Source organism: Dellaglioa sp. CoH-55-MRSF-7, from assembly GCF_056782235.1.
The window spans coordinates 242,059-264,876 of record NZ_JBXAYI010000001.1 but is presented as its reverse complement, the minus strand read 5'-3'; the positions used below and the strand labels follow the sequence as shown (position 1 = coordinate 264,876).

At 33.7% G+C, this 22,818-nt stretch carries 23 protein-coding genes; 17 read left to right on the top strand and 6 right to left on the bottom strand.

The window, feature by feature from the left end:
* Positions 1-112 precede the first annotated feature (112 nt).
* The 3 genes from AC1RPU_RS01195 to AC1RPU_RS01185 all read left to right on the top strand — a co-directional run bounded on the left by AC1RPU_RS01195 (position 113) and on the right by AC1RPU_RS01185 (position 3,530).
* Positions 113-1,672 (top strand): MFS transporter, encoded by a 1,560-nt coding sequence (locus tag AC1RPU_RS01195; protein WP_481761044.1) that lies wholly within the window; start codon positions 113-115, stop codon positions 1,670-1,672.
* Between the two features lie 189 nt (positions 1,673-1,861).
* Complete coding sequence (thiD, locus tag AC1RPU_RS01190) at positions 1,862-2,677, top strand: bifunctional hydroxymethylpyrimidine kinase/phosphomethylpyrimidine kinase (protein ID WP_481761043.1); 816 nt, start codon at positions 1,862-1,864, stop codon at positions 2,675-2,677.
* A gap of 109 nt (positions 2,678-2,786) precedes the next feature.
* Positions 2,787-3,530 carry an SDR family oxidoreductase gene (locus AC1RPU_RS01185; RefSeq protein ID WP_481761042.1) on the top strand — a complete coding sequence of 248 codons (744 nt, stop codon included), beginning with the start codon at positions 2,787-2,789 and terminating at the stop codon, positions 3,528-3,530.
* Between the two features lie 51 nt (positions 3,531-3,581).
* On the opposite strand, the gene AC1RPU_RS01180 is transcribed toward AC1RPU_RS01185, so the two are convergent.
* Together AC1RPU_RS01180 and AC1RPU_RS01175 are read right to left on the bottom strand one after the other, a co-directional pair.
* Positions 3,582-3,992: a peptide deformylase gene (locus AC1RPU_RS01180; RefSeq protein ID WP_481761041.1), complete on the bottom strand. Its 411-nt coding sequence runs from the start codon at positions 3,990-3,992 to the stop codon at positions 3,582-3,584.
* Positions 3,993-4,202: 210 nt separating this feature from the next.
* A complete protein-coding gene (locus AC1RPU_RS01175) occupies positions 4,203-6,050 on the bottom strand; it encodes an FAD/NAD(P)-binding protein (RefSeq protein ID WP_481761040.1) in 1,848 nt (615 codons plus the stop codon).
* A 176-nt stretch (positions 6,051-6,226) separates the two neighbouring features.
* On the opposite strand from AC1RPU_RS01175, the gene AC1RPU_RS01170 reads away from it, so the two are divergent.
* Together AC1RPU_RS01170 and AC1RPU_RS01165 are read left to right on the top strand one after the other, a co-directional pair.
* Positions 6,227-6,898 (top strand): YoaK family protein, encoded by a 672-nt coding sequence (locus tag AC1RPU_RS01170; RefSeq protein ID WP_481761039.1) that lies wholly within the window; start codon positions 6,227-6,229, stop codon positions 6,896-6,898.
* An 18-nt stretch (positions 6,899-6,916) separates the two neighbouring features.
* Positions 6,917-7,510: a YdeI/OmpD-associated family protein gene (locus AC1RPU_RS01165; protein ID WP_481761038.1), complete on the top strand. Its 594-nt coding sequence runs from the start codon at positions 6,917-6,919 to the stop codon at positions 7,508-7,510.
* Between the two features lie 50 nt (positions 7,511-7,560).
* On the opposite strand, the gene AC1RPU_RS01160 is transcribed toward AC1RPU_RS01165, so the two are convergent.
* Both AC1RPU_RS01160 and AC1RPU_RS01155 read right to left on the bottom strand, forming a co-directional pair.
* Positions 7,561-8,976, bottom strand: coding sequence for a glycoside-pentoside-hexuronide (GPH):cation symporter (locus AC1RPU_RS01160; RefSeq protein WP_481761037.1), 1,416 nt, complete (start codon positions 8,974-8,976; stop codon positions 7,561-7,563).
* Positions 8,977-9,006: 30 nt separating this feature from the next.
* Complete coding sequence (locus tag AC1RPU_RS01155; RefSeq protein ID WP_409021786.1) at positions 9,007-9,246, bottom strand: hypothetical protein; 240 nt, start codon at positions 9,244-9,246, stop codon at positions 9,007-9,009.
* Positions 9,247-9,757: 511 nt separating this feature from the next.
* Between AC1RPU_RS01155 and AC1RPU_RS01150 the strand changes: the two genes are divergently transcribed.
* The 8 genes from AC1RPU_RS01150 to lacD all read left to right on the top strand — a co-directional run bounded on the left by AC1RPU_RS01150 (position 9,758) and on the right by lacD (position 16,659).
* On the top strand, positions 9,758-10,483 hold the full coding sequence (locus AC1RPU_RS01150) for a GntR family transcriptional regulator (RefSeq protein WP_481761036.1): 726 nt from the start codon (positions 9,758-9,760) through the stop codon (positions 10,481-10,483).
* A 14-nt stretch (positions 10,484-10,497) separates the two neighbouring features.
* A complete protein-coding gene (agaF, locus tag AC1RPU_RS01145) occupies positions 10,498-10,917 on the top strand; it encodes a PTS galactosamine/N-acetylgalactosamine transporter subunit IIA (protein ID WP_481761035.1) in 420 nt (139 codons plus the stop codon).
* Positions 10,918-10,930: 13 nt separating this feature from the next.
* Positions 10,931-12,100, top strand: a complete 1,170-nt coding sequence (locus AC1RPU_RS01140) for an AgaS family sugar isomerase (RefSeq protein WP_481761034.1) — start codon at positions 10,931-10,933, stop codon at positions 12,098-12,100.
* A 22-nt stretch (positions 12,101-12,122) separates the two neighbouring features.
* A complete protein-coding gene (gene agaV, locus AC1RPU_RS01135; RefSeq protein WP_481761033.1) occupies positions 12,123-12,611 on the top strand; it encodes a PTS N-acetylgalactosamine transporter subunit IIB in 489 nt (162 codons plus the stop codon).
* A 36-nt stretch (positions 12,612-12,647) separates the two neighbouring features.
* On the top strand, positions 12,648-13,442 hold the full coding sequence (gene agaW / locus AC1RPU_RS01130; RefSeq protein ID WP_481761032.1) for a PTS N-acetylgalactosamine transporter subunit IIC: 795 nt from the start codon (positions 12,648-12,650) through the stop codon (positions 13,440-13,442).
* Positions 13,432-14,283, top strand: coding sequence for a PTS system mannose/fructose/sorbose family transporter subunit IID (locus AC1RPU_RS01125; protein WP_481761031.1), 852 nt, complete (start codon positions 13,432-13,434; stop codon positions 14,281-14,283). The genes agaW and AC1RPU_RS01125 overlap by 11 nt, the downstream gene beginning before the upstream one ends.
* Before the next feature lie 75 nt (positions 14,284-14,358).
* On the top strand, positions 14,359-15,504 hold the full coding sequence (gene nagA / locus AC1RPU_RS01120; RefSeq protein WP_481761030.1) for an N-acetylglucosamine-6-phosphate deacetylase: 1,146 nt from the start codon (positions 14,359-14,361) through the stop codon (positions 15,502-15,504).
* A gap of 171 nt (positions 15,505-15,675) precedes the next feature.
* Complete coding sequence (lacD, locus tag AC1RPU_RS01115; protein WP_481761029.1) at positions 15,676-16,659, top strand: tagatose-bisphosphate aldolase; 984 nt, start codon at positions 15,676-15,678, stop codon at positions 16,657-16,659.
* Positions 16,660-16,741: 82 nt separating this feature from the next.
* Here the strand turns inward: lacD and AC1RPU_RS01110 are convergent, their stop codons facing one another.
* Positions 16,742-17,488 (bottom strand): MurR/RpiR family transcriptional regulator, encoded by a 747-nt coding sequence (locus AC1RPU_RS01110; RefSeq protein WP_481761028.1) that lies wholly within the window; start codon positions 17,486-17,488, stop codon positions 16,742-16,744.
* Between the two features lie 122 nt (positions 17,489-17,610).
* On the opposite strand from AC1RPU_RS01110, the gene pfkB reads away from it, so the two are divergent.
* Both pfkB and AC1RPU_RS01100 read left to right on the top strand, forming a co-directional pair.
* Positions 17,611-18,552, top strand: coding sequence for a 1-phosphofructokinase (gene pfkB, locus AC1RPU_RS01105; protein ID WP_481761027.1), 942 nt, complete (start codon positions 17,611-17,613; stop codon positions 18,550-18,552).
* Positions 18,549-20,477 carry a fructose-specific PTS transporter subunit EIIC gene (locus tag AC1RPU_RS01100; protein WP_481761026.1) on the top strand — a complete coding sequence of 643 codons (1,929 nt, stop codon included), beginning with the start codon at positions 18,549-18,551 and terminating at the stop codon, positions 20,475-20,477. Before pfkB ends, AC1RPU_RS01100 begins: the two co-directional genes overlap by 4 nt.
* A 129-nt stretch (positions 20,478-20,606) precedes the next feature.
* Here the strand turns inward: AC1RPU_RS01100 and AC1RPU_RS01095 are convergent, their stop codons facing one another.
* On the bottom strand, positions 20,607-21,290 hold the full coding sequence (locus tag AC1RPU_RS01095; RefSeq protein ID WP_481761025.1) for an MmcQ/YjbR family DNA-binding protein: 684 nt from the start codon (positions 21,288-21,290) through the stop codon (positions 20,607-20,609).
* A 182-nt stretch (positions 21,291-21,472) separates the two neighbouring features.
* Between AC1RPU_RS01095 and AC1RPU_RS01090 the strand changes: the two genes are divergently transcribed.
* Positions 21,473-22,354, top strand: coding sequence for a sulfite exporter TauE/SafE family protein (locus AC1RPU_RS01090; protein WP_481761024.1), 882 nt, complete (start codon positions 21,473-21,475; stop codon positions 22,352-22,354).
* 77 nt (positions 22,355-22,431) lie between these two features.
* Positions 22,432-22,758 (top strand): thioredoxin family protein, encoded by a 327-nt coding sequence (locus AC1RPU_RS01085; RefSeq protein ID WP_481761023.1) that lies wholly within the window; start codon positions 22,432-22,434, stop codon positions 22,756-22,758.
* Positions 22,759-22,818 lie beyond the last annotated feature (60 nt).

The following is a 22,818-nucleotide window of genomic DNA, read 5'->3' as shown; positions in this document are numbered from 1 at the left end:
AAATGGTCGTCCATGATTCTAAATGGAATGAAACTTATTGCTTTAAAATATGTGGTATGAATTATATTGGTGTAGTGGAGCAAATTAAAGATATACAAAAGGAGAATAAAAAATGAAAAAAGCAACAAATCGTTGGGTAGCATTGTTCGCTATGAGTTTAGGTGTTTTTATGGGCCTTTTAGATGTTACTGTTGTAAATGTTGCTTTACCAAGTATGGCAGTTGATTTTAAAACAACATTTAGTGATTTACAATGGATATTAAATGCATATACGTTAATGTATGCAGTCAGTTTATTAATTGTTTCAAAATTAGGTGATATGTTTGGACGAAAAAAAGTCTTCATCGCTAGTACAATTTTGTTTACGATTGCATCTGTTGTAAATGGGCTTGCACCAAACTTATTAGTTCTTGATTTTGGTCGAGCAGTTCAAGCAATTGGTGGTTCAGGAATGATGAGTTTATCAATGGCGTTAGTTGCGTCTAACTTTGAAGGCCGAGAACGTGGGACAGCACTTGGTATTTTAGGATCAGTTATTGGATTCTCAACAGCAATCGGACCTTTAGTTGGTGGATTTTTAGTTGAGAACTTTGGTTGGCCTTCAATTTTCTTTGTTAATCTACCGGTCGGTATCATTGCGATTTATTTGGTTATTAGAAATGTTAAAGAAACACCTGCATATGGCGCTGGGGAATCGATTGATTTTATAGGAATGATTCTTTCAGCAGTTGGATTATTTGCTGGTATTTATGGCTTAATTCAAAAAGAACAACATATGCATTGGGCTTGGACTGATATGCATGTTATGGGATGGTTAATTGCATCAATTTTAATCTTAACTGCCTTTGTTTTTGTAGAGTTAAAAGTTAAATCGCCAATGATGAATTTAACATTATTAACAAATCGTCATTTTGTTGGTGTTGTAATTCTTGCATTTGCACTTGGTGCTGGTATCTTTGCGTTAGCCGCTTATCAAACAAGTTTAATGCAAAATTATATGGGATATTCAGCCTTTTCCACGGGATTACATCAACTACCTATGAGTTTATGGTCGCTTGTCTTAGGTCCTTTTACAGGAGTTCTAGGATACAAGTTTGGTAAAAAGTGGATGATTTCACTTGGATTTATCGTTGCCTCACTTGGTTTATTTACGTTTAGCCAGGTAACAACAACGGACTTTACCTACATGCAATTACTTCCGCTTCTTGTATTAACTGGATTGGGTAACGCTATTATTAATCCGATGATTAATACTGCTGCTATGGATAATATTAATCCAAAAGAAATTGGCATGGCATCTGGTTTATTGAATGTTTTTCGTCAAATTGGAATAACAGTAGGCGTTGTAATTCTTGGTTTAGCACAAACTAAAGCATATGAATCAAGTTTGAGCACTGGTTTTAGTGATAGTCATATTCCTAGTGTAGCTGCAACGGGTATTCAGCAAGCCTTAGTAAATGCAGGAGCATTTTCTGGACATATGGTTGCGTGGAGTCAAAAAATAATAGCGACTCCTTATGCTGATAAAGTTCAAAAGATTGTTTTAACAGCTTTTGATAAAGGCATGATTCAAGTTGTTTTAACATCATTGGTCATTATGATTATTGGAATTCTAGCAGCAGTCTTTTTATTAAGAGAAACAAAAAGTGTCGATCAAAAATTAGATAAATAAAAAAACTTTTTTTATGTCATTAGGTTTATAAGAAGTGAAAGCTGTCATTTAAAATTTTGAGTGGCTCTTTAATGATACCGATATATTTCTGAAGCGTAAGACTCCTAATAGTATCGCTGTTTATAACAAGGCGTATGATAAAATAATATTAATTTAAAAATAAATCATCCAATAAAAGGGAGATTAGTAATGACGAAAATAATTCCTAAGGTTTTAACAATTGCTGGTAGCGACGCAAGTGGTGGCGCTGGTATGGAAGCAGATTTGAAAACATTTGAAGAGTTTGGAACTTATGGTATGGTTGCGCTAACTTCAATTGTTACCATGAATCCAGATGCTGGATGGGCACATAACGTAACTGTTATGGATGCTGAATTAGTAAAAGCACAGTTGAAAACGACAGGTGCCGGCGGAGATATTGCTGCAATGAAAACAGGGATGCTTGGTAGTGTTGCAATTACAGAAGTAGCTCGTGAAAGCATTTTAGAAAAAGAGATTAAGAATGTTGTGATTGATCCTGTTATGGTTTGTAAAGGTGAAGATGAAGTATTAAATCCAGAAGCAGCTGATGCTATCCGTGATTTATTGATCCCAATTGCGACAGTCACAACGCCTAATTTGTTTGAAGCTGGTGTTTTATCTGGAATGGGAACTTTGAAATCACTTGACGACATGAAACAAGCAGCTATTAAGATTCATGAGTTAGGTGCAAAAAATGTCGTTGTTAAAGGCGGTAAAGCTCTTAAGGGTGAAAAGGCGCTTGATTTATTTTATGATGGAACTCAATTTGAGGTTTTAGAAACTGAAAAGATAACGCCTGCTTATAATCATGGAGCAGGATGTACATTTGCAGCGGCCATAACTGCGGGCCTTGCAAACGGATTGTCAGTTAAAGAAGCTGTCTATAAAGCAAAAGATTTTGTAACTGCTGGAATTAAATCAGGTTTTGCATTTAATGAATACGTAGGCCCTTTATATCACGCTGCTTACCGTTTAAATAAATAGGTACTAGAGACTCACTTTTATTTTGTATAAAAATGAGTCTTTTTTTGTTGACTTAGAGTGCACTTTAAAGAGTAATGTAAACATACTAATTAAATTGGAGGATAATGATATGTCAGTAGAAAATAAAGTTGTTGTTATTACAGGAGCATCAAGTGGTATTGGTGAAGCAACGGCCAGAATGTTAGCTGAAGGTGGGGCTAAAGTCGTTTTAGGTGCTCGTCGTGAAGCTAAGTTAGCAAAGATTGTTGAAGAAATTAAAAAGAATGGTGGTCAGGCAACATATGCCGTTACTGATGTCACTAAGGCAAGTGACGTTAAGAATTTAGTTACTTTAGCACAAGAAACTTTTGGTGGGATAGATGTTATATTCAATAATGCTGGAATCATGCCTAACTCGCCCTTATCGGCTTTAAAAACGGATGAATGGGATGATATGATTGATATCAATATCAAAGGTGTATTGAACGGAATTGCTGCAGTGTTGCCTATATTTATTGAACAAAAACATGGACATGTTATTACAACATCATCTGTTGCAGGCATTAAATCATTCCCAGATGCAGGTGTTTATGGCGCAACAAAATTTGCTGTCCGTAATTTAATGGAAGTTCTAAGGACAGAAAGTGCTATGGAAAAAACAAATATAAGAACATCAACCTTATATCCAGCAGCAATTAACACAGAATTATTAAATACTATTACGGATGAACAAACCCTTTCAGGGATGTCGTCATTTTATGAACAAGTTGGAATTGATCCGGTCGCAATTGCACGCGTGGTTAAGTTTGCCATTGATCAACCAGAAGAAGTTAATGTTAATGAATTTACGATTTATCCAACTGCTCAAGCTTAAATTTAAATAATAAAAAAATCTCGAGAATTTATTTTCTCGAGATTTTTTCATTTAGATGATAATACCTTCACAATGATCGACTTCGTGTTGAATGATTTGTGCCATCCAACCTGAAAACTTTTGGGTTTGTGGTTGAAATGATTTGTCTAAATAATCAACTGTAATGGAATCATATCGTTGTGCTGGACGTTCGCCAGTCAACGAAAGGCAACCTTCATTGACGTTGTAACGTCCAGATTTTTTTGTAATCTTAGGATTAATAAAGGGAACATTTAGATTACCAAATTGGCAAACGATAATTCGTTTATTCACACCAATCATATTGGCAGCCATTCCAACACAAACCTCTTTATTTGCTTCTAATGTATCTAATAAATCGGTTACGATTGAGCCATCATTTTTAGTTGCAATCTCAGCTTTTTGTGCGAGAAATATTTCATCGTGCATAATTGATTTTATCATTTTTCTCCTTTGATTTAAGTAGCATAATTAATAAAGAAATGTTGATGGATATCTAGTTAATGATTTTATCATGATTTAGAATATAATGTTATCCTCAAGTAGAAAATTATTATTTTAGGATTAATTAACGTCAATTTAATAGGTAAAAGATATTAAAAAAGTGAGTCATACTCTATTCTCAATATAGGGTATGATTCACTTTTTTAATTATTATTTATGTGACTCTTCTGTAAAAATAGCTTTAACAATATCATTAGCTGTGCGTAAACTAACATCATTTACAAAAGGTCTTGGACTTGCAGCTGTTAGCCAATGAACACCATCAGTCGGAACACCCCAGAAGTATAAACCAGGTTGCGGTGTCTTATGCTCATCTAGTAATAAATTGCTGACAGGGTCAACGTTGACTGCGCCATCTATAACAGAATCACCTTTAGTTGGATTTAAAATTAAAGGATTGGCGATTTTTGTATCGAGTAACTGTTTTATTAAAGGACTTGTTGCTGTTGTCGCATGAACAGCAGGAACGCGTGCTTCAATTAGAGTTGTTGCTAAGTAGCGTTGATCTGGTTGGTTTGCACTATATGTTTCAAATTGATGATCTTTAGTATCGACGACCATTCCAGGTTCTAATAGTGTAACAACATCAGCTTCAACGAGTGCCCGTAATTGTTCAACTCTAATGGTAGGAGGCCCGATTGTTAAAAAGTTATTTAATGAATTAAACCAGCCTAAGAAGTTAGTTAAATAGTCATCATCTGTTAAGAGACGGTTATCAATTAATTGTCTAACCGGAAGACGTAAGTCACGTAAAACCTCAAGAGCACTGGTCAATGGTCCGGTCTTAGTACCTAATTTTGCATCTACTGCATCTTTTTGTAAATGGTCTAACATAACGGCTTTGAAATCTTCATTAGGTTTTTTAGTCATTGGATTTCCTAGATGATCCCAATTAAAGCGATCTTCTTCAAGAATAATTGATCGCTCAACGGTTACTTTAGGATCTTTTAAGAAAGCTAATTGGAATTTTGTTAAATCGATTTTTGGATAATTCTGTGCGACAAGTAATGAATAATATTGATATTCAACGTCATGACTTAATAAGGTCCAAAATTCATTGAAAGAAACGGTACCATTTTCCATGAAAACTGCCATTTTAGCCGCCGTTAAAAAATGAGCTTGAGTTTCTTCGCCGGGTGATTTTTGATTATCCCCTTTGGCATGATAAGGCCATCCACGACGCGAACCTGCCACAATGTGAGGTTCGTTACCGTTTGCTTGATATTGTAGTTGCCCGTTCTCTAATCGCTTAAATAGACCACCACGGCCTACAGTCAAACGGGTCACTAAATCAAAGAAGCTAAGACCTAAGCCACGTAAAATAACAGTATCTTCGTGCGTGATATGATCTAGTTTTGTTTCATTTGGAAAGCCTGGTAAAACATAAGTTAACTTGTTTTCTGTAGCGAATGTATCAAATCTTTTTTGTCCGACAGATAATTCATTTTCAAGATTACCTAAAGACATTACGACATAGTCAACGATGCTAACTGAAGGTAAGGCGGTTGTGATTTCAAATTGATCAGCTTTTTTTGAAATTTGTGTAACCGTACTTTTATTCAAATTAATTGTGATATTGTTAGAGGCACGTTTAAGTAATTCAGCGTAGTACCATTGGATATAAACACCAAAAAGTGCTCTTGTTGCATAATCGTTTGGATGTAAATCTTTAATTTCAGTTAAAAAATCCGCTGAATAATTATTTATTTCGATAAAATCATGAGCATCAGATTGAGCCCATTCGAAAATGTTTGGTCCTGGGATAACTGGACCAATAGATTGGACGCTTGTTCCATAGAATAAACTAATTTGTTGAGCTGCGGTATTCATGATTAATTCGTGTGGTTGAGTTGGTGACCATACGCGCCCACCAACACCATATGGATCATATAAATCAATAGTAAGTGGTGAATTTGAAGGATCTGCTTGTTGCCAAGCAATGAGTCGTTCAAGTGTAATCAGACCTCGTGGTCCGGCACCAATAATGGCTAAATGCATAAAAGTAATCTCCCTTGTCTTATAAAAACTAATTTCATTATAAACTTTAAAACAGAAAAAATCGCTTGATAACGTCTTTAATAGTAAAAATTAATCGTATATTCTTGTTAACTTCTGATAATTTAGTATACTTAATTTGAAAGAATATTTTAAGTACAATCTGAAAGAAGGATTTGATGAAAAAACCAATGTCACTATTGGATAGGGTACTGTTCGCTGGATTAATATTTGCCGGCGGGGGATTTGATGCGTATACCTATATCGTACATGATGGTGTTTTCGCTGGTATGCAAACCGGAAATTTAATTATATTAGGTATTGATATGGGCCAAATGAAATGGGGGGCCATATTCGATCATCTGATTCCAATTTTTGCTTTTATGATTGGTATTATTATAACTAGAAATCTGCAACATCGATTTAAAGAAGAAGATTCAATTAATAAACGACAACGATTTGTTATCGGTATTGAGACGATCCTTTTAATTATTGTTGCATTTATTCCAAGAAATTGGCCAGCACAGTTATCTACAGGAATCATTTCAATGGTTGCAGCAGCTCAACTTCAAGAATTTAGACAAATCAACGGAGGACCTTTTACGTCATTTATGATGACGGGTAATTTGAGGACAATGGCTGAAAGTTTTTATGACGGAATTGTTAAAGGTAATATAATCGCAATGGCTAAAGGTTGGCGGATGTTGGGTGTCGTCTTAGCATTTCTTTTTGGCGCAATTTCTATGGGTGCTATGGTACCGATAATGGGAACTAAAACGATATTATTAGCTGCATTTTTCTTGTTATGTTCATTGATTGGGCTACAATTAAATCCAGAAAAAAGATTATAAAATAAAGGGGTTAAGACAATGACAGAAATTAAAAAGAATCCAAAAGTTGATTTACACTTAGAAAAAGCAACACAATGGAAAGAAGAAATGACACAGTTAAGAGAACTTGCACTCGAAACGGGACTGACTGAAGAATTTAAATGGGGCAAACCTTGTTATACACTAAATGGTAAAAATATTGTCTTAATTCAAGGATTTAAAGAGTATATGGCATTACTTTTCTTAAAAGGAACTCTGATTGATGATGGTAAGGGTATTTTAGTTCCAACGGGCGAACATACTGAGGTTGGTCGCCAAATTAGATTTCATAGCTTAAAAGATGTTACTGATTTAAAAGTAGAGATAAGTGATTACATTCAACAAGCAATTAATGCAGAAAAGGCTGGGTTAAAGGTTCCTAAGGGTAAACCAACTGAATTAGTGTTGCCAGTGGAATTCCAGAAAAAAATGAATGAAATGCCAGAATTGGAAGAATTTTTTGAAACGTTAACGCTTGGACGTCAAAAAACGTATGCACGTTATTTTGCAGATGCTAAAAAAACAGAAACGCGTGAGGCTAGAATTATTAAATATATTCCGAAAATTCTTGATGGTAAAGGACTTAACGATTAGACAGCAAAACAGCGACCAGATTTTATCTGATCGCTGTTTTTTTAATTATATTAATCTAATTTCTTTTTTAATTCTGTAACGATTTCAGCATGTTTAGCTTCAGTCAATTTAATTTTTGACATAAAGATAAGAGCAGCAACAATTATTAAGGCCATTGGAACGAAGAACATGTACATTCTGAATTGTAGTAAACCACTGTTTGTAATATCGCTTGGTTTAGCACTACCTGTCATACCAGCTTGGATTGCGGCAAAACCAACAACACCATTAGCGAAGGCACCAGCTAATTTATCCAACAAAGGACGAACTGCTAAAGTAACAGATTCATTACGTGTTCCACTCTTTAATTGACCGTATTCAACACTATCCGTAATTGTCATCAATGCTGCTAAGAAAACAAGTGGATATGGGAAGAAGAATAAGCCAACAGCAATTAAGACAACAACAAGGTTAGTACCAGCAAATAGGAAGAGAATGTAACCCAATAGCATGACAGCGATTCCGCCAAGGTAGATAGCACGACGATGAACCAATGCAACTAAAGTTGGGAACAATGAAACTGAAATAATTCCTAAGACTGCTGTTAGAACACCAACAGTAGTAAATGCAGCTGCACTACCTAAAACATAATTGAAGTAGTAAATCAAAAGTGAATTTGTAATAACATAACTAAAAGCGAAAAGGAAATATGATAATGATAACCACATTAACTGATCATTTTTACCGATAACTTTGAAAACATCACGGAAACGAACTTTTTCAGTATTTTCACGAATTGCATTTTTTTCAATCTTAGTTCCTAAAATAGTTGCTAAAGCACCTAAGAATGAAACCAAACCGATAACAATAGCAAAACCTAACCAACCTGCTTTTGTTTGTGTATTACCAGTTGTACCTGAGAACATTTTTGAAAAGAAGACAACGATTGGGACGATAACGATAATAACACCTTGAGCACCTAATGTTGAACCAAAACGAGCAATTGTTCCAAATTTAGTCCGTTTTTCTGATTCGACACTTAGAGCTGGTAACATTGACCAGAATGAAATATCTTTAAATGAATAGAAACTATCTAGAATGATATAAACAATGGCAAAAAGAATTAAGTAAAGATAAGGATTGCTTGTAGCTAAACCACCAAAATCAGTGAAAATAAGGATTAATCCAATTGAACTGACAATTGAACCGATTAGTAACCATGGTTTAAAGTTCCCCCAACGAGTACGAGTATTATCAATAACGCCACCAATTAAAGGATCAAAAAAGATCTCAACAATTCGAATAACAACCATCATAGTTGTGACGTAACCAATCATTTTAGCGTTGAAACCAGCATCCTTTGTAACGAATAATTGACTTGTAATAAAAATCATAAAATAAGTGCTAAGTGTTGCATAAAAGGCATCATGTCCAAATGCACCAAAGGCATATGAAGCATATTGTTTAAAATCTTTAGAATTTTTCATTAGTTTAATTCCTTTCGAGTGTAGTTAAAATTAGTTATATCTGTGTTCGATAATCTTATCTAAAATTGCTTGACGTTGTTTTTCTTTAGCAGAACCTAATTGGTTTTCTTCTAAAGAATTAAAATCATTAACTAACAAAACTGATTCAAGGTATAACGTCAATTGACGTTTAATATATATCTTGTTATCTTCATTTGTTTGCTTAGGATTTCCGGCAATAATTGCAGCTGCAAATCGTTCGGCATCAATCGTTAATTTATTTGTATCCATTCTAATGACCTCTTCCTATATAATAGATTTTTGGTAAAAGAAATTGTTATTCATAATAGCAAAACATAAAAATAATAAACGTGAAAACGCATTCTTTTAGTTAACAACTACATTTTACTAAACTTTTACTAAAATGTAAACGTTTTATTTTAGATGTATATTATTTAGACTAAAGTAACTTTTTAGTACCCTTACGTATTTATTGTAGAAAGAATTTATATGAGTTTAGAATCTAATAAATAAAAGTTATGCTTAATTGATATAATTAGAAAGCAAGTCATATCGGTCACGATAATTTTATACAGCGAAGTAGTGTGTCGCTAATAATCTATAACTTTAAAGTGAAATATGATTACTTTAGAAGGGGGGAATTAAAAAACATGATTAATGGTAGGTACCAATGTTGAAAATACAAATGATTTAATAATAGTTAATATAAAAATAACTATTGACAAAGAGTTTTAAAAATAATATATTATGTATGTGGTAGTAACCACTTGGGGGAAAAGTAATGTTAAACGGTAATTATGAGCGTCCACTCTATGATCAATTAGTAGATACGCTAAAAGAAGAAATTGAAAAGAATCTAAAGGTGAATGATAAATTACCGTCTGAACGTGATTTATCTATTGCTTACGATATGAGTCGTACGACTGTCCGAACAGCACTAAATGAGTTAGAACTAATGGGTTATGTATATCGCCAACATGGTAAAGGAACATTTGTGTCGAATATCGCTAAAATTAAGACTGATTTAGGGGGAACGTTTAGTTTTACAGAACAAATGGTTTCCCTTGATAAAGAACCGAGTAGTAAAATAATTAGCTTTGATGTTATTAGTGCTAATGAGTTTATTGCTCAAGGTTTAAAAGTTGAAGTTGGTACCAAGGTAATTAAATTAAAACGATTAAGACTTGCATCAGATGAACCAATGATGTTAGAGAGAACTTACTTACCGTATGCTAAATTTCCCTCTTTAACTGTGGAGACATTAAATAAGCAAGCGATGTATGTCATTTTTTTAGATGATTATAACCAGATTGTAAAAACGGCTGATGAATCTTTAACAGCAGGTGTTATGGCAGGCAATGATGCAACTTTATTAAATTTTTATGAAGGTGCACCTGTTCTTAAATTAGAGCGAACGACGTATAACACAAAAAATGAAGTAATTGAATTTACGTTGAGTATTGCGAGGGGTGATAAATTTACTTATCATATTCGACACAATAAATAAGGGAGGATAATTATATGATTGGTATGGTAGTAGCTGGACATGGGAACTTTGCAACTGGAATGGGATCAAATATTGAACTTATTGCCGGACAACAAGAAAATTTTATTCTTTGTGATTTTATACAAGGAATGACCGCGGAAGATTTAAGCGGCGACTATATGAAAGCGCTTAACAAATTAAACGGCTTAGATGGAATAGTTTTCTTTACTGATATTCCTGGAGGAACACCATTTAATGAAGCAGTTAAAATAAAATTACTGCATAATAATGTAAGCGTTTTAACAGGATCGAATATACCGATGTTATTAGATATGTTATTTAACCGGGATTTGAACATGAGCGCGTTTATGGAGAAAGCACTGGATGCTGGTAAAAAAGGTATTATGCAATTTGAAACAAAAAAAAGAGTAGAAATAGATGATAATGGCATCTAAAGGAGAGCTTAATATGTTTGAGAAGAATGAAAAAGAGTTGGAAATAATGGGCGCAAATATTACAACAGGTGAAATTAAACAACAACCTGAACTTTGGACTGAGGCATTTAATAATTTTAGTGAAAAGTCAGACGAAATAAAGACATTTTTAAAATCAGTTAAATCTACCTCGAACGGGTTGATTCGGGTCATTTTTACAGGAGCAGGAACATCCGCTTATGTTGGTGATACTGTAACACCATACTTAAGTAACCACGGGGATCGTGCAAATTATCAGTTTGAAAGTATTCCAACAACCGATATCGTATCTGCACCATATGATTATTTAGTACCAGATGCTACGACTATTTTAGTTTCGTTTGCTAGGAGTGGTAATAGTCCTGAAAGTGTTGCCGCTGTTGAAATTTCAAGAAAAATAATTAAAAATTTATATCAAATTACAATTACTTGTGCTCCGGAAGGGAAACTTGCTGTTGGTACAAAAGATGACGAACGTAATTTGTTATTGATGATGCCTGCGCTGTCTAATGATAAGGGATTTGCAATGACTGGATCATACAGTTGTATGTCACTCTCAGCGTTATTAATTTTTGATACAACACGTAAGGATATTAAAGAAAAATATGTTGAGACTATTATTGCAATGGGTCATGAAGTGATTAAACGTGAAGCTGAAATAAAAGCTGTTATTGATATGGAATTTGATCGGGTTGTCTATCTTGGGTCCGGAAGTTTATCGGGATTAACAAGAGAGGCACAGTTGAAAATTCTTGAACTAACGGCAGGTAAGCTAACAACAATGTTTGATTCTTCAATGGGGTTCCGACATGGACCTAAATCGTTCGTCAACGAGAAAACATTAGTTTTTGTATTTGTTAACAATCAAGAATATACACGTCAATACGATATTGATATTTTAGAAGAAGTGAGTGGAGATAAAATTGCCGCTAAAGTAATTGGGATTGATATTGAGGGACAGAATAACTTTAGTGGTGATCGTTTCACATTTGAATCAGGAGATGCCCTTTTACCAGAAGGATATCTGGCTCTTGCTGATGTTATGTATGCGCAAACTATTTCATTATTAAGTTCAGTAAAAGTGGGAAACACACCAGATACACCTTCACCAAGCGGTACCGTAAATCGTGTAGTTAAAGGTGTAACTTTACATGCCTATAAATAAAAATTTCAAGGAGGAATTTATTATGACAACACCAAACATTTTACTTGCAAGAATTGATAACAGACTTGTTCATGGACAGGTTGGTATGACATGGGTTAATACGATTGACGCTAATCTAGTTGTAGTTGCGAATGATGAGGTTTCTAAAGATGATGTACAGCAAAGTTTAATGGAGATGGTTATTCCTGAAACTGTTGGAATCCGCTTTTTCGATATTAAAAAAACGATTCGTATTATTGGTAAAGCCTCGGATAAACAAAAAATATTATTAGTTGTTCGTACGCCAGAAGACATGGCTAAAATTATTGAAGGAGGTGTCCCAATTAAGAAAGTAAATATTGGTAATTTACATTTTTCAGAAGGGAAGAAACAATTATCGGCAACTATCTCAGTCGATGATACCGATGTTCAAGCATTCAATAAAATGCATGATTTGGGTGTTGAACTAGAGGTTCAAGGTATTCCGAATGAAAAGGCATCAGATATGATGCGCTTACTGAAAGAATATTAAAAACGTAAATATAATAATAAAAAGGAGGAAATTTATATGTTAGTACAAGCGTTATTAATTGGACTATGGGCTGGTATTGCCGGTATCGATATGTATAGTGGTTTAACACATATTCATAGACCAATCGTTACTGGTGCAGTAGTTGGTCTAATATTAGGAGATTTTCAAACCGGCTTAATTGTTGGTGGTACATTAGAATTAGTTTGGGCTGGAATGGTTCCACTTGCTGGAGCACAGCCACCTAATGTTGTTATTGGTGGAATTATGGGAACCGCATTTGCAATTATTGCTCATCAAACACCAACATTAGCAGTTGGTATTGCCGTACCATTTGCAGTTGCCGTACAAGGTTTAGTTACATTACTATTTACAGCTTACTCACCAGTTATGCATAAAATGGATGAATACGCGATGGAAGGTAATGATAAGAAAATTGATCGATTGAACTACATGGGTCCGCTAATCTTGTTTGTTTTCTACTTCATTATGGCGTTCTTACCAATCTTCCTCGGTGCAAGTAAAGCGCAAGGAATGGTTGAAGCCGTTCCTGCATGGATCTTAACAGGATTAAGTACGGCCGGTGGTATTATGCCAGCTGTTGGATTTGCCATGTTGTTAAAAATTATGTGGAAGACAGCGTACGCACCATTCTTCGCAATTGGATTTGTTGTTGCAGCATATGGTAACTTACCAATCTTAGGAGTCGCAATCATTGGTATTTCAATCGCTGCTTATGATTTCTTTATTGGTGGAGCAAAATCTGATAATGGTGGAAAAAAAGTAGCAACCGTAACAGTTAATGAAGAGGAGGACTATAGTGATGGCATCTAAAAAGAAATTTGATCGCAATGATGTTGTGATCCCAGATACTTATAACGATCCTACTGTTGAAAAGGTAATTACAAAAAAAGATTTAAACAAAATGGTTTGGCGTTCACTACTTTTACAGGCTTCATTTAATTATGAACGTATGCAAGGTGGTGGGTGGACTTATAGTTTAATTCCTGGATTGAAAAAAATTCATAAAGATAAAGAAGATTTCTCATATGCAATGCTTGATCATTTACAATTTTTTAATACACATCCATTTTTAGTAACATTTGTTCAAGGTGTTATTTTAGCAATGGAAGAAAATAAAGAAAATAGATCAACTATTCGTGGTATCAAAGTAGCAATGATGGGACCTTTAGGTGGTATTGGGGATGCGATGTTCTGGTTAACGTTGCTACCTATTACAGCCGGAGTTGGGGTTTCATTATCAATGAATGGAAATCCACTTGGACCGATCTTATTCCTTGTTGTCTTTAATGCAGTGCATTTTGGGTTACTATTCTGGTTAATGAATTATGGGTATAGAACTGGTACTCGTGCTATTTCGAGTATGAAGGAAAATACAAAAAAAATATCACGTGCTGCGTCGATAGTTGGATTAACTGTTGTTGGAGCCTTGGTTGCAACATACGTTAACTTTAAATTTGGTGTTGTGATTCATGCTGGGAAAATTGATATTGATTTACAAAAAGGTGTTATTGATAAAGTGATGCCGGCATTATTACCGCTTCTTTATACATTCTTCTGTTACTGGATGTTGAAAAAAGGTAAATCTCCATTGATGTTGATTGGGCTCACAGTAGTTGTTGGCTTAGTAGGTGCATTCTTCAAGTTATTCTAGAAGAGGCCTGCGGAACTAGACTATGGATAATGGGCTAGTTTCTTTTTAACAAAAATAATATAGGAGGCATTACTGGTGGAAATATATTATATTCATGCAGATAAGTTTTTCTTGAAAAACACGGTTGAAAATGAAGGGTACTTGGCAATTATTGATGGTAAATTTGGTGATTATCAACAAGAAAAACCTGATGGTGATATCAAAGAATATACGGGTAAATGGATTGCACCAGGGCTTGTAGATACACATGTCCATGGTTTAAAGGGATATGATGTGATGGATAACGATTTTGAGGGCGCAAAAATGATGTCTGAAGGTTTATTAGAATGTGGCGTTACTTCATTTCTGCCGACAACATTGACGGCAGCTCCAGAAACGTTGAACGAAGTTATTTCTGACTTTGGTAAGCGTCATGGTGAAGTACGTGGTGCAAAAATACAGGGTATCTTTTTTGAGGGTCCATTTTTTACTGAAAAACACAAAGGTGCGCAAAATCCTAAATACTTTTTAGATCCAAGTATAGATATTTTTGAGCATTGGCAAAAATTAGCGCATGGACTTATTCGAAAAATTGCGATTGCACCTGAGCGAAAGGGTGTTAAAGAATTTACTGAGGCCTTAACTAAACAAGGGGTCAAAGTAGCATTGGGGCATAGTGATGCTACGTTTGATCAAGCTAAATCTGCAGTAGAATCTGGTGCATCTATTTTCGTTCATACGTATAACGGAATGAGCCCACTTAATCATAGAGAGCCAGGGATGGTTGGCGCAGCAATGTCATTAAGTAGTGTCTATGATGAACTAATTTGTGATGGTCAACATGTTAATCCGGCATCTGCTAAAATTTTAATTAACGTTAAAGGAGCAGACCACATTGTATTAGTAACTGATTGTATGCGTGCTGGTGCAATGCCTGATGGAAATTATACATTAGGTGAGTTCCCAGTTGTTGTTAAAGATGGCGCCGCAAGGTTAGAGTCAGGAAGTTTAGCTGGTAGTGTCTTAAAATTAATGGAAGCAGTTAAAAATGTTGTTGATTGGAATATTTCTACTCCTGAAGAAGCAATCCAAATGGCTAGTTATGTGCCCGCTAGAAGCGTTGGAATTGATGATAAGTGCGGAAGTATTGCGGCAGGTAGAGATGCTGACTTCATTGTTTTAGATCATGATTTAAATTTTGAGGAAACATATTTAAATGGTACTTTAAAATATAAAAAATGATATTAACTGATTCTTTATTAAGAGCTAGTCGGAGTAAACGGTATTTATGATTGTTAAGTTATTTTTAATTGGTATGTAAAAAATGAAATTTTAAAAACCTTTTCATATTCTTCAAAGATAGAATTATAAGTGGATGAGAGAAGTAAAAAAATAATAAAGGACGGAATAAAAATGACACCAAATAAATTGGCAGGACTTAAAGCACTTTCAAATGAAAAAGGCGTAATTGCAGCATTAGCAATTGATCAACGAGGATCTTTAAAAAAAATGTTGGCAGCAGCAGCAAATAAGCCAGCAAATGAAGAAGATATCGTTGAATTTAAAAAAGTAATTTCATCAGAATTAACACCATACGCTTCAGCAATATTACTTGATCCAGAATATGGTCTTCCAGCAGCAAAGGTCCGTAATGCAAGTACTGGATTACTAGTTGCATACGAAAAAACGGGTTATGATGTTACTACCCCAGGTCGCTTACCTGACTTATTACCAGATTGGTCAGTTCGTCGTCTTAAAGAAGAGGGCGCTGACGCTATTAAATTCTTACTTTATTATGATATAGACGAAAATGCTGAGATTAATAATATGAAACATGCATATATGGAGCGTCTTGGTTCAGAATGTGCTGCAGAAGATATGCCATTATTTTTAGAATTGGTTTCTTATGATGCAACTAATGACGATGTTAAAGGTTCAGAGTATGCTAAAGTAAAACCTCATAAAGTTATTGAAATGATGAAAGAATTTTCTAAACCTGAATATAAAGTAGATGTACTTAAAGTAGAAGTGCCAGTCAATATGGATTATGTGGAAGGGTTTAACGACGATAATGAGGTGGTATATTCTAAGACAGAAGCATTAGATATATTTAAAGAACAAAGTGATGCAACCAAATTACCATTTATTTTCTTAAGTGGTGGTGTATCGGCACAATTATTCCAAGATACTTTAGTATTTGCTCATGAAGCAAAATCAACATTTAATGGTGTACTTTGTGGACGTGCAACATGGAGCAAAGGTATCGAACCATTTGCTAAAGATGGTGAAGAAAAAGGTAAAGAATGGATGAACACAGTTGGTAAAAAGAATATTGAAGATTTAAATGTCGTTCTTGAAAGTACTGCTACATCGTGGTTTGATAAGGTATTAAAATAGTAAAATAAAGAGGCTAAACGTCATGTTTAGCCTCTTTATTTTTAATGATTTAGTAATGAAAAAAAGTAGAAGTGAAATAAATTTATTTGCTAGCTTTCTTTGTTCGAATTGCATAAGAATCTAAAAGTATACGGCTCATTACCTGTAATGGTAAACGAGATTTAACTTCAAATTCAGGGAAATATGAAATTTCAGATTTAAATCCGATAAACACGGAATCTGAATATTTAATAAGTGGACTTAATTTGTTGGTTGTTAATACAATAATATCGGCTCCATTTTTATACGTATTTTTAGCACCTTCAAGGAGTTCTGCAGTAGTTCCGTTCAATGAAATAATAATTAAAATATTATTATATGTAATCCTGTGACTAATTTGTTTAATAATATTGGGATCCGTAAAACTGACACAATTTTTATTTAATAATTCAAATTTTGTTAGCATTTCAATTGCAATTAATTCAGAAAAACCCCTTGAGAAAATGTATATTTTTTTTGAACGTTTAATTTTTTGAACTGTTTTTTCTATGGTATTAACGTCAAGCATACGTAGTGTGTTATTAAGTTCATGTTCATTCTTCATAATGACTTGTTGGATATCGTGATCCATATTCTGAATATTCTTATATTTTTTTTCTTTTTCTTTAGTAATTATAGATTGTTTAAAATCCATATAACCGCTGTAGCCTTTTTTTTTGAGCGTTCGTACGACTGTAGCGGTTGATACATGAGCTAAATCGCTAAGGTTGGTTATTGTTAATATCGGAATATCTTCTAGGTTATCTTGAATGACTTGCCAAAGAATCTTTTCGGAGTTACTAAGAGACATTACTGGTCACCTCACCTTGATTGTTTGTTTATTTTCAATTGTAGCATACAAAATCATATATTGAAAACCTTTTCATTTCTGTCAGATGTAGTATTGGTAGGTAGAAGAAAGGGGTAAAAATTATGATATATACATGTACATTGAATCCAGCTATTGATCTTTTTATCCAAACCGATGAAATGAAAAAAAATATTGTTAATAGAACGGAAAATTATGAAATACAAGCGAATGGTAAAGGAGTTAATGTTAGTTTTATTCTAAAAAAGAAAGGCGTAGAAAGTACTGCTATTGGAGTTGGTGGAGGATTTACTAATGCGTATATTGAGTCTGAGTTGGCAAGGTGCAATATAAAAACTGATTTTGTACATATCGATGCTAATACACGAATTAATGTTTTTACAAGAGTAATTCAGCAAGATACGGAGTATAAATTAGTAAATAAAGGTCCACATGTTAGTGATGATGAAATAAATCAGTTCATGGATAAGATTCAAAATTTAGATGAAAAGGATACATTAGTTGTATCTGGTAGTTTATCTGACGGAATCTCTGAAGAAATTTTAATTAGTATCGCAAAGCAGGCGCAGGAAAAAGGATATAAGCTAGTTTTGGATACTAGTTATCAAACCGTACTGGATACATTGAAATATAATCCTTATATTTTAAAACCAAATGATGAAGAATTAATGAGTTGGTTTGGCGTAGAACATAAACTATCTCAACATGAATTGATAACTTATTCAAAAGAATTAATTAAATTGGGTGCACAAAATATTTTATTATCATTGGGTGGCGGTGGTGCAATGTTTATAAATAAAGAGGTTGTGTTATATGGAACTGTCCCTAAAGGAACCGTTGTTAACACGGCTGGGGCCGGCGACACCATGTTGGGAACTTTTTTAGCAGGGGTAGCGATAGGGGACAAAAAAATAGAAGAAGTATTTAGAGAAAGTATAGCAGCCGCGAGTTCAACGGCATTTTCAAAAGGGTTAACAGATTTTTCGAATGTAAAAGAGCTGACTAAGCAGGTAAAAATATCTAATATTAAGGAGGAATTAAGATGACAAAATATAAAATAATTGCAGCTACTGGATGTCCAACAGGAATTGCGCATACATACATGGCGCAAGAGGCCTTAGAACAAGCCGCTAAAAAAAGAGGTATATCAATTAAAGTTGAAACTCATGGTCAAAGTGGTATAGAAAATGCGTTTTCACAACAAGAAATTGATGATGCTGATGGTGTAATAATTGCGTCAGATAAAGATGTAGATATTGATCGATTCGATGGTAAAAAAATGATAAATGTGTCAGTTACGAAAGGTATGAAAGAGGCAGATGTATTAATTGATCAAATATTGACAGATGATAATTTACCTACCTATCATCGAAAAGGAGCAAAAATTTCATCGAATGAAGAAACAGTAAATTTATCTGGCTCATTTTGGCACAAAATGTATGTGTACGTGATGAATGGAGTGTCACATATGTTACCAATAGTAGTTGCTGGGGGAGTGTTAACAGCCGTATCATTTTTTTGGGGAATTAATTCAGCAGACATAAAAAGCCCTCAATATAACGATATAGCACATTTATTGAACACTATTGGCGGATTTGCAATGAATCTTATGGTTCCAATTCTATGTGCCTATATAGCTGAGGCTATTGGTAAAAGACCTGGATTGATAGTTGGATTTGTAACGGGAATGATAGCATATACAAATGGAACGGGATTTTTAGGTGGAATAATTGGTGGATTTTTAGCAGGGTATACGATTTTAATATTACAGTTCTTATTAAAAAAACTACCTAAATCATTAGATGGACTGAAAGCCATTTTTATTTTACCTGTAATTGGAGTATTTTTATCAGGCTCTATTATTTGGTATCTATCAGTTCCAATGGCAACAATTAATGAAGGAATGATGACGTTTTTAAAGGGTTTAGAAAATTCAAGTCCCATTCTATTAGGATTAGTTGTTGGAATTATGTGTGCTTCAGATATGGGTGGGCCAATTAATAAAGCAGCATATTTAACCGGAACAGCTCTTTTAGCACAGGGAAATTATTTCTTTATGGCAGGAGTTTCTGCAGCGTGTATTGCGCCACCATTGGCAACAGGGTTTGCTGTACTGTTCAACAAAAAAGCATACTCAGATAAAGAGCGCAGCGCAGGTTACGTTAACTTTTTATTAGGATCAACTCATATTACAGAAGGTGCAATTCCATTTGCGGCAAAGAATCCGCTACTAAATATTCCTGCATTTATGGTTGGTTCTTCGATTGCTGCGATTTTAACCTATGTAACTAGAATTAGTGTACCGGCTCCACATGGTGGATTTATTGTATTACCGTTAGTGAATAAACCATTACTGTGGGTATTATGGATTATTATTGGATCACTTGTATCTGCTGTCTTACTAGCCGCTATTGCTGGTCGCCAAGCTAAAAAAAATAATAGTTTAGTGATGAATGTAGGTAGTAATACCAACTTTGAACAAGAGCAAGATAATGATATAAAAATGAATGAAAATGAATTCGATAATATATTGAAAAGAAAAAACATTGAATTGAACGTAGCCGTTTCTGATAAAGAAGAACTCTTACATTTTTTAGCAAATTTTGCTAAAAAATTAGGATATACGAATAATGAAAGTTATATTTTAAATAAGTATAAGATTCGTGAGTCTGAGGGAACGACAGGGATGGAAAAAGGCATTGCGATACCTCATGCACAGGATGAATCGATTAATAAATCAGCAATGCTAATTGTTAAATTACGTGAGCCTATTGAATGGGAAACATTTGATAATCAGCCAGTAGATACAGTTATCTCATTTCTAATTCCAGAAAAAGATGATGGAAAGCATTTACAGTATTTATCAAATACATCGAAATTACTTGTCCATGACTCATTTGTGGAAGAATTAAAAAAATCGAATACAGTTGATGATATATACAACCTATTTAAAGAAAATATTAATAAGTAGATAAAATTGAGCTACAAAGCTACGTATATACTAAAAAAGTACAAGTGTTTAATGATAAGCGAAAATTCATTCTAAGTAAACAAGTTCAAATTTTGTTGACTATTAGAATGGATTTTTTTAGTTCGCCTTTTATTTAGCTAGTCCATAGCTAGTATCAATATAAGAATAAACAGTGTCTAAATTATTTTGGCCATTTAATAAAATTGAAACCCAGTGTTTTTTATTCATATGGTACCCTGGAAAAATTTGATTTTTGTCTATTTTATTGATGAGCAGGTCAGGATCCATTCGAATATTAAGTATTTCAACTAATTTCTCGGAATCCAAGCCTATTTTAGTTGCTGGAATTTTCATTAAAGCGGCATACCATTTTTTAGAATCTGATCGACGTAAAACAGCGTCATTTGGAAACTGTTTCCAGAGGAATTCTAGATTGGTCTGATAATGTTCTTGTACATAATTAATGATAGATTGTGAATCAGCAGTTTGGAATACTGGAGTAGTTTCAAAACAACTAGCAACAATTAAATCCAGTTGTTCAATCACTGATTTTCTGATTGAACTGACAAATGATCCTGTTGCAGACTGATTTTTATAAAGTGTATATTCTTCTTTAGTTAGAGCATCAATAATAGTAGTATTAATTTTTTCAGAGGGGGAAATTGAGACGGTTAGTATAAATTGATTATTAAGAATTGAAACTTGATAATTATAGATTTCTTCTGCTGTTTTTGTAAAACCATATGGAATCAATGAATCTACCTTTAGTTTCAAATGACTAAATGAATTATAAGCAAAAAAGTCTGTTAGCATAGTGCATCTCCTTTTATAAATTATATAAACAATTAACAGTAGCATACCTTATATTTCTAATTTTAGACTTTAAAGGACTAATTATATAGTATAAAATAGAAAAATTAATATAGACTATTTTATCTAGGAATAAATTGAGTTAAACTGTACTATTATGATTCATTTAACTAGGAGATTTAATCATGCAAAAGACGTTGATTGCGGCAATTATTGTTATTAATTTTATATTTATCTGTTATTTTATGCGTGATTTAATGAGACATAAATCAGACTTCATGAAAGAACCGGCCAGTTCAGTATGGACACCAATATCGCAGATTGTTATTTTTTTCTTTTCTACTTTTGGAATTTCAGATTTTGCCATATCAACAGCAATATACCAGAAAGCTAATTGGGTTTCTATGAAAAAATTACCAGGTACGTTAAATGCGCAAGATGTTATTCCAATATTTGTCATGTCGCTGGCGTATATTACAAGTATCAATGTTGGTACTAAGACGTTACTAGTCTGTATTATTTGCCAAGTGCTGGGTGCTTATATTGGTCCGAGATTTGTTGTTAGATTACCTGAAAATAGTATTAGATCATTTGTTATCGTTGGATTACTTGTTGCAACCGCGTTAATCATCGCTGGTAAATTAGGCCTAATCACTGCTAGTGGGACCGCTACCGAACTATTTGGCTGGAAATTAGTTGTAACAGGATTTTTATTATTTATTTATGGCGCATTAAATAATATTGGAATAGGCTCATTTTCATTAACAATGGCAACTGTCTATGCGATGGGAATGGATCCGATTGCTGCATTTCCAATTATGATGGGGGGATGTGCATTTTCTTTACCAATAGGAAGTATGCAATTTATAAAACTCAATCAATATTCTAGAAAAATAACCTTATTTTCTGTTTTTGGTATTATAGGTGTTTTAGTTGCGGTACTTTTAGTTAAGAATATTAATACAAGTGTGATTCAATGGATTGTTATTGTAGTATTATTGTATTCTGCATACAGCCTATATATAGGTAATAAAGAAGCTAAACTAATCAGAGATAAAAATAAATAAGCAAGCATATTTTAATTGAAAATGGCTAATCTGATATATACTTATAAAAAGTAAGCATATTAGTGGAGGTAGCAAAAATGAAAAGTATAGAAAAAGAAACAACGGTAAGTGAATTAATGGATAAAATTAAAGATGGAAAGTATATCCTATTTTTTTCTGCAACATGGTGCCCAGATTGTGCTTTTATTAAACCTGAAATGCCTAATATTGAATCAGAATATACTGAATACACATTCTTAGCTGTCGATCGAGATGAAAATATGGACTTAGCTGTTGAGTTAAGTGTCTTCGGTATTCCAAGTTTTATTGCATATGAAAATGGTAAAGAAACAGGACGTTTAGTTAATAAAAATCGTAAAACGAAACAAGAAGTAGAAACATTTATTAATAGTATTCCTGCGTAATTAAAAAGATTAGTTAGTATGAATAATCTGCTTTGAATTAAAAATACCCATCGAGTAAAC

What these genes read in the sequence shown, in the direction of transcription:
- AC1RPU_RS01195 (WP_481761044.1), top strand. Translation starts at nt 113, where the DNA reads ATGAAAAAAGCAACAAATCGTTGGGTAGCATTGTTCGCTATGAGTTTA.
- thiD (WP_481761043.1), top strand. Translation starts at nt 1,862, where the DNA reads ATGACGAAAATAATTCCTAAGGTTTTAACAATTGCTGGTAGCGACGCA.
- AC1RPU_RS01185 (WP_481761042.1), top strand. Translation starts at nt 2,787, where the DNA reads ATGTCAGTAGAAAATAAAGTTGTTGTTATTACAGGAGCATCAAGTGGT.
- AC1RPU_RS01180 (WP_481761041.1), bottom strand. Translation starts at nt 3,992, where the DNA reads ATGATAAAATCAATTATGCACGATGAAATATTTCTCGCACAAAAAGCT.
- AC1RPU_RS01175 (WP_481761040.1), bottom strand. Translation starts at nt 6,050, where the DNA reads ATGCATTTAGCCATTATTGGTGCCGGACCACGAGGTCTGATTACACTT.
- AC1RPU_RS01170 (WP_481761039.1), top strand. Translation starts at nt 6,227, where the DNA reads ATGAAAAAACCAATGTCACTATTGGATAGGGTACTGTTCGCTGGATTA.
- AC1RPU_RS01165 (WP_481761038.1), top strand. Translation starts at nt 6,917, where the DNA reads ATGACAGAAATTAAAAAGAATCCAAAAGTTGATTTACACTTAGAAAAA.
- AC1RPU_RS01160 (WP_481761037.1), bottom strand. Translation starts at nt 8,976, where the DNA reads ATGAAAAATTCTAAAGATTTTAAACAATATGCTTCATATGCCTTTGGT.
- AC1RPU_RS01155 (WP_409021786.1), bottom strand. Translation starts at nt 9,246, where the DNA reads ATGGATACAAATAAATTAACGATTGATGCCGAACGATTTGCAGCTGCA.
- AC1RPU_RS01150 (WP_481761036.1), top strand. Translation starts at nt 9,758, where the DNA reads ATGTTAAACGGTAATTATGAGCGTCCACTCTATGATCAATTAGTAGAT.
- agaF (WP_481761035.1), top strand. Translation starts at nt 10,498, where the DNA reads ATGATTGGTATGGTAGTAGCTGGACATGGGAACTTTGCAACTGGAATG.
- AC1RPU_RS01140 (WP_481761034.1), top strand. Translation starts at nt 10,931, where the DNA reads ATGTTTGAGAAGAATGAAAAAGAGTTGGAAATAATGGGCGCAAATATT.
- agaV (WP_481761033.1), top strand. Translation starts at nt 12,123, where the DNA reads ATGACAACACCAAACATTTTACTTGCAAGAATTGATAACAGACTTGTT.
- agaW (WP_481761032.1), top strand. Translation starts at nt 12,648, where the DNA reads ATGTTAGTACAAGCGTTATTAATTGGACTATGGGCTGGTATTGCCGGT.
- AC1RPU_RS01125 (WP_481761031.1), top strand. Translation starts at nt 13,432, where the DNA reads ATGGCATCTAAAAAGAAATTTGATCGCAATGATGTTGTGATCCCAGAT.
- lacD (WP_481761029.1), top strand. Translation starts at nt 15,676, where the DNA reads ATGACACCAAATAAATTGGCAGGACTTAAAGCACTTTCAAATGAAAAA.
- AC1RPU_RS01110 (WP_481761028.1), bottom strand. Translation starts at nt 17,488, where the DNA reads ATGTCTCTTAGTAACTCCGAAAAGATTCTTTGGCAAGTCATTCAAGAT.
- pfkB (WP_481761027.1), top strand. Translation starts at nt 17,611, where the DNA reads ATGATATATACATGTACATTGAATCCAGCTATTGATCTTTTTATCCAA.
- AC1RPU_RS01100 (WP_481761026.1), top strand. Translation starts at nt 18,549, where the DNA reads ATGACAAAATATAAAATAATTGCAGCTACTGGATGTCCAACAGGAATT.
- AC1RPU_RS01095 (WP_481761025.1), bottom strand. Translation starts at nt 21,290, where the DNA reads ATGCTAACAGACTTTTTTGCTTATAATTCATTTAGTCATTTGAAACTA.
- AC1RPU_RS01090 (WP_481761024.1), top strand. Translation starts at nt 21,473, where the DNA reads ATGCAAAAGACGTTGATTGCGGCAATTATTGTTATTAATTTTATATTT.
- AC1RPU_RS01085 (WP_481761023.1), top strand. Translation starts at nt 22,432, where the DNA reads ATGAAAAGTATAGAAAAAGAAACAACGGTAAGTGAATTAATGGATAAA.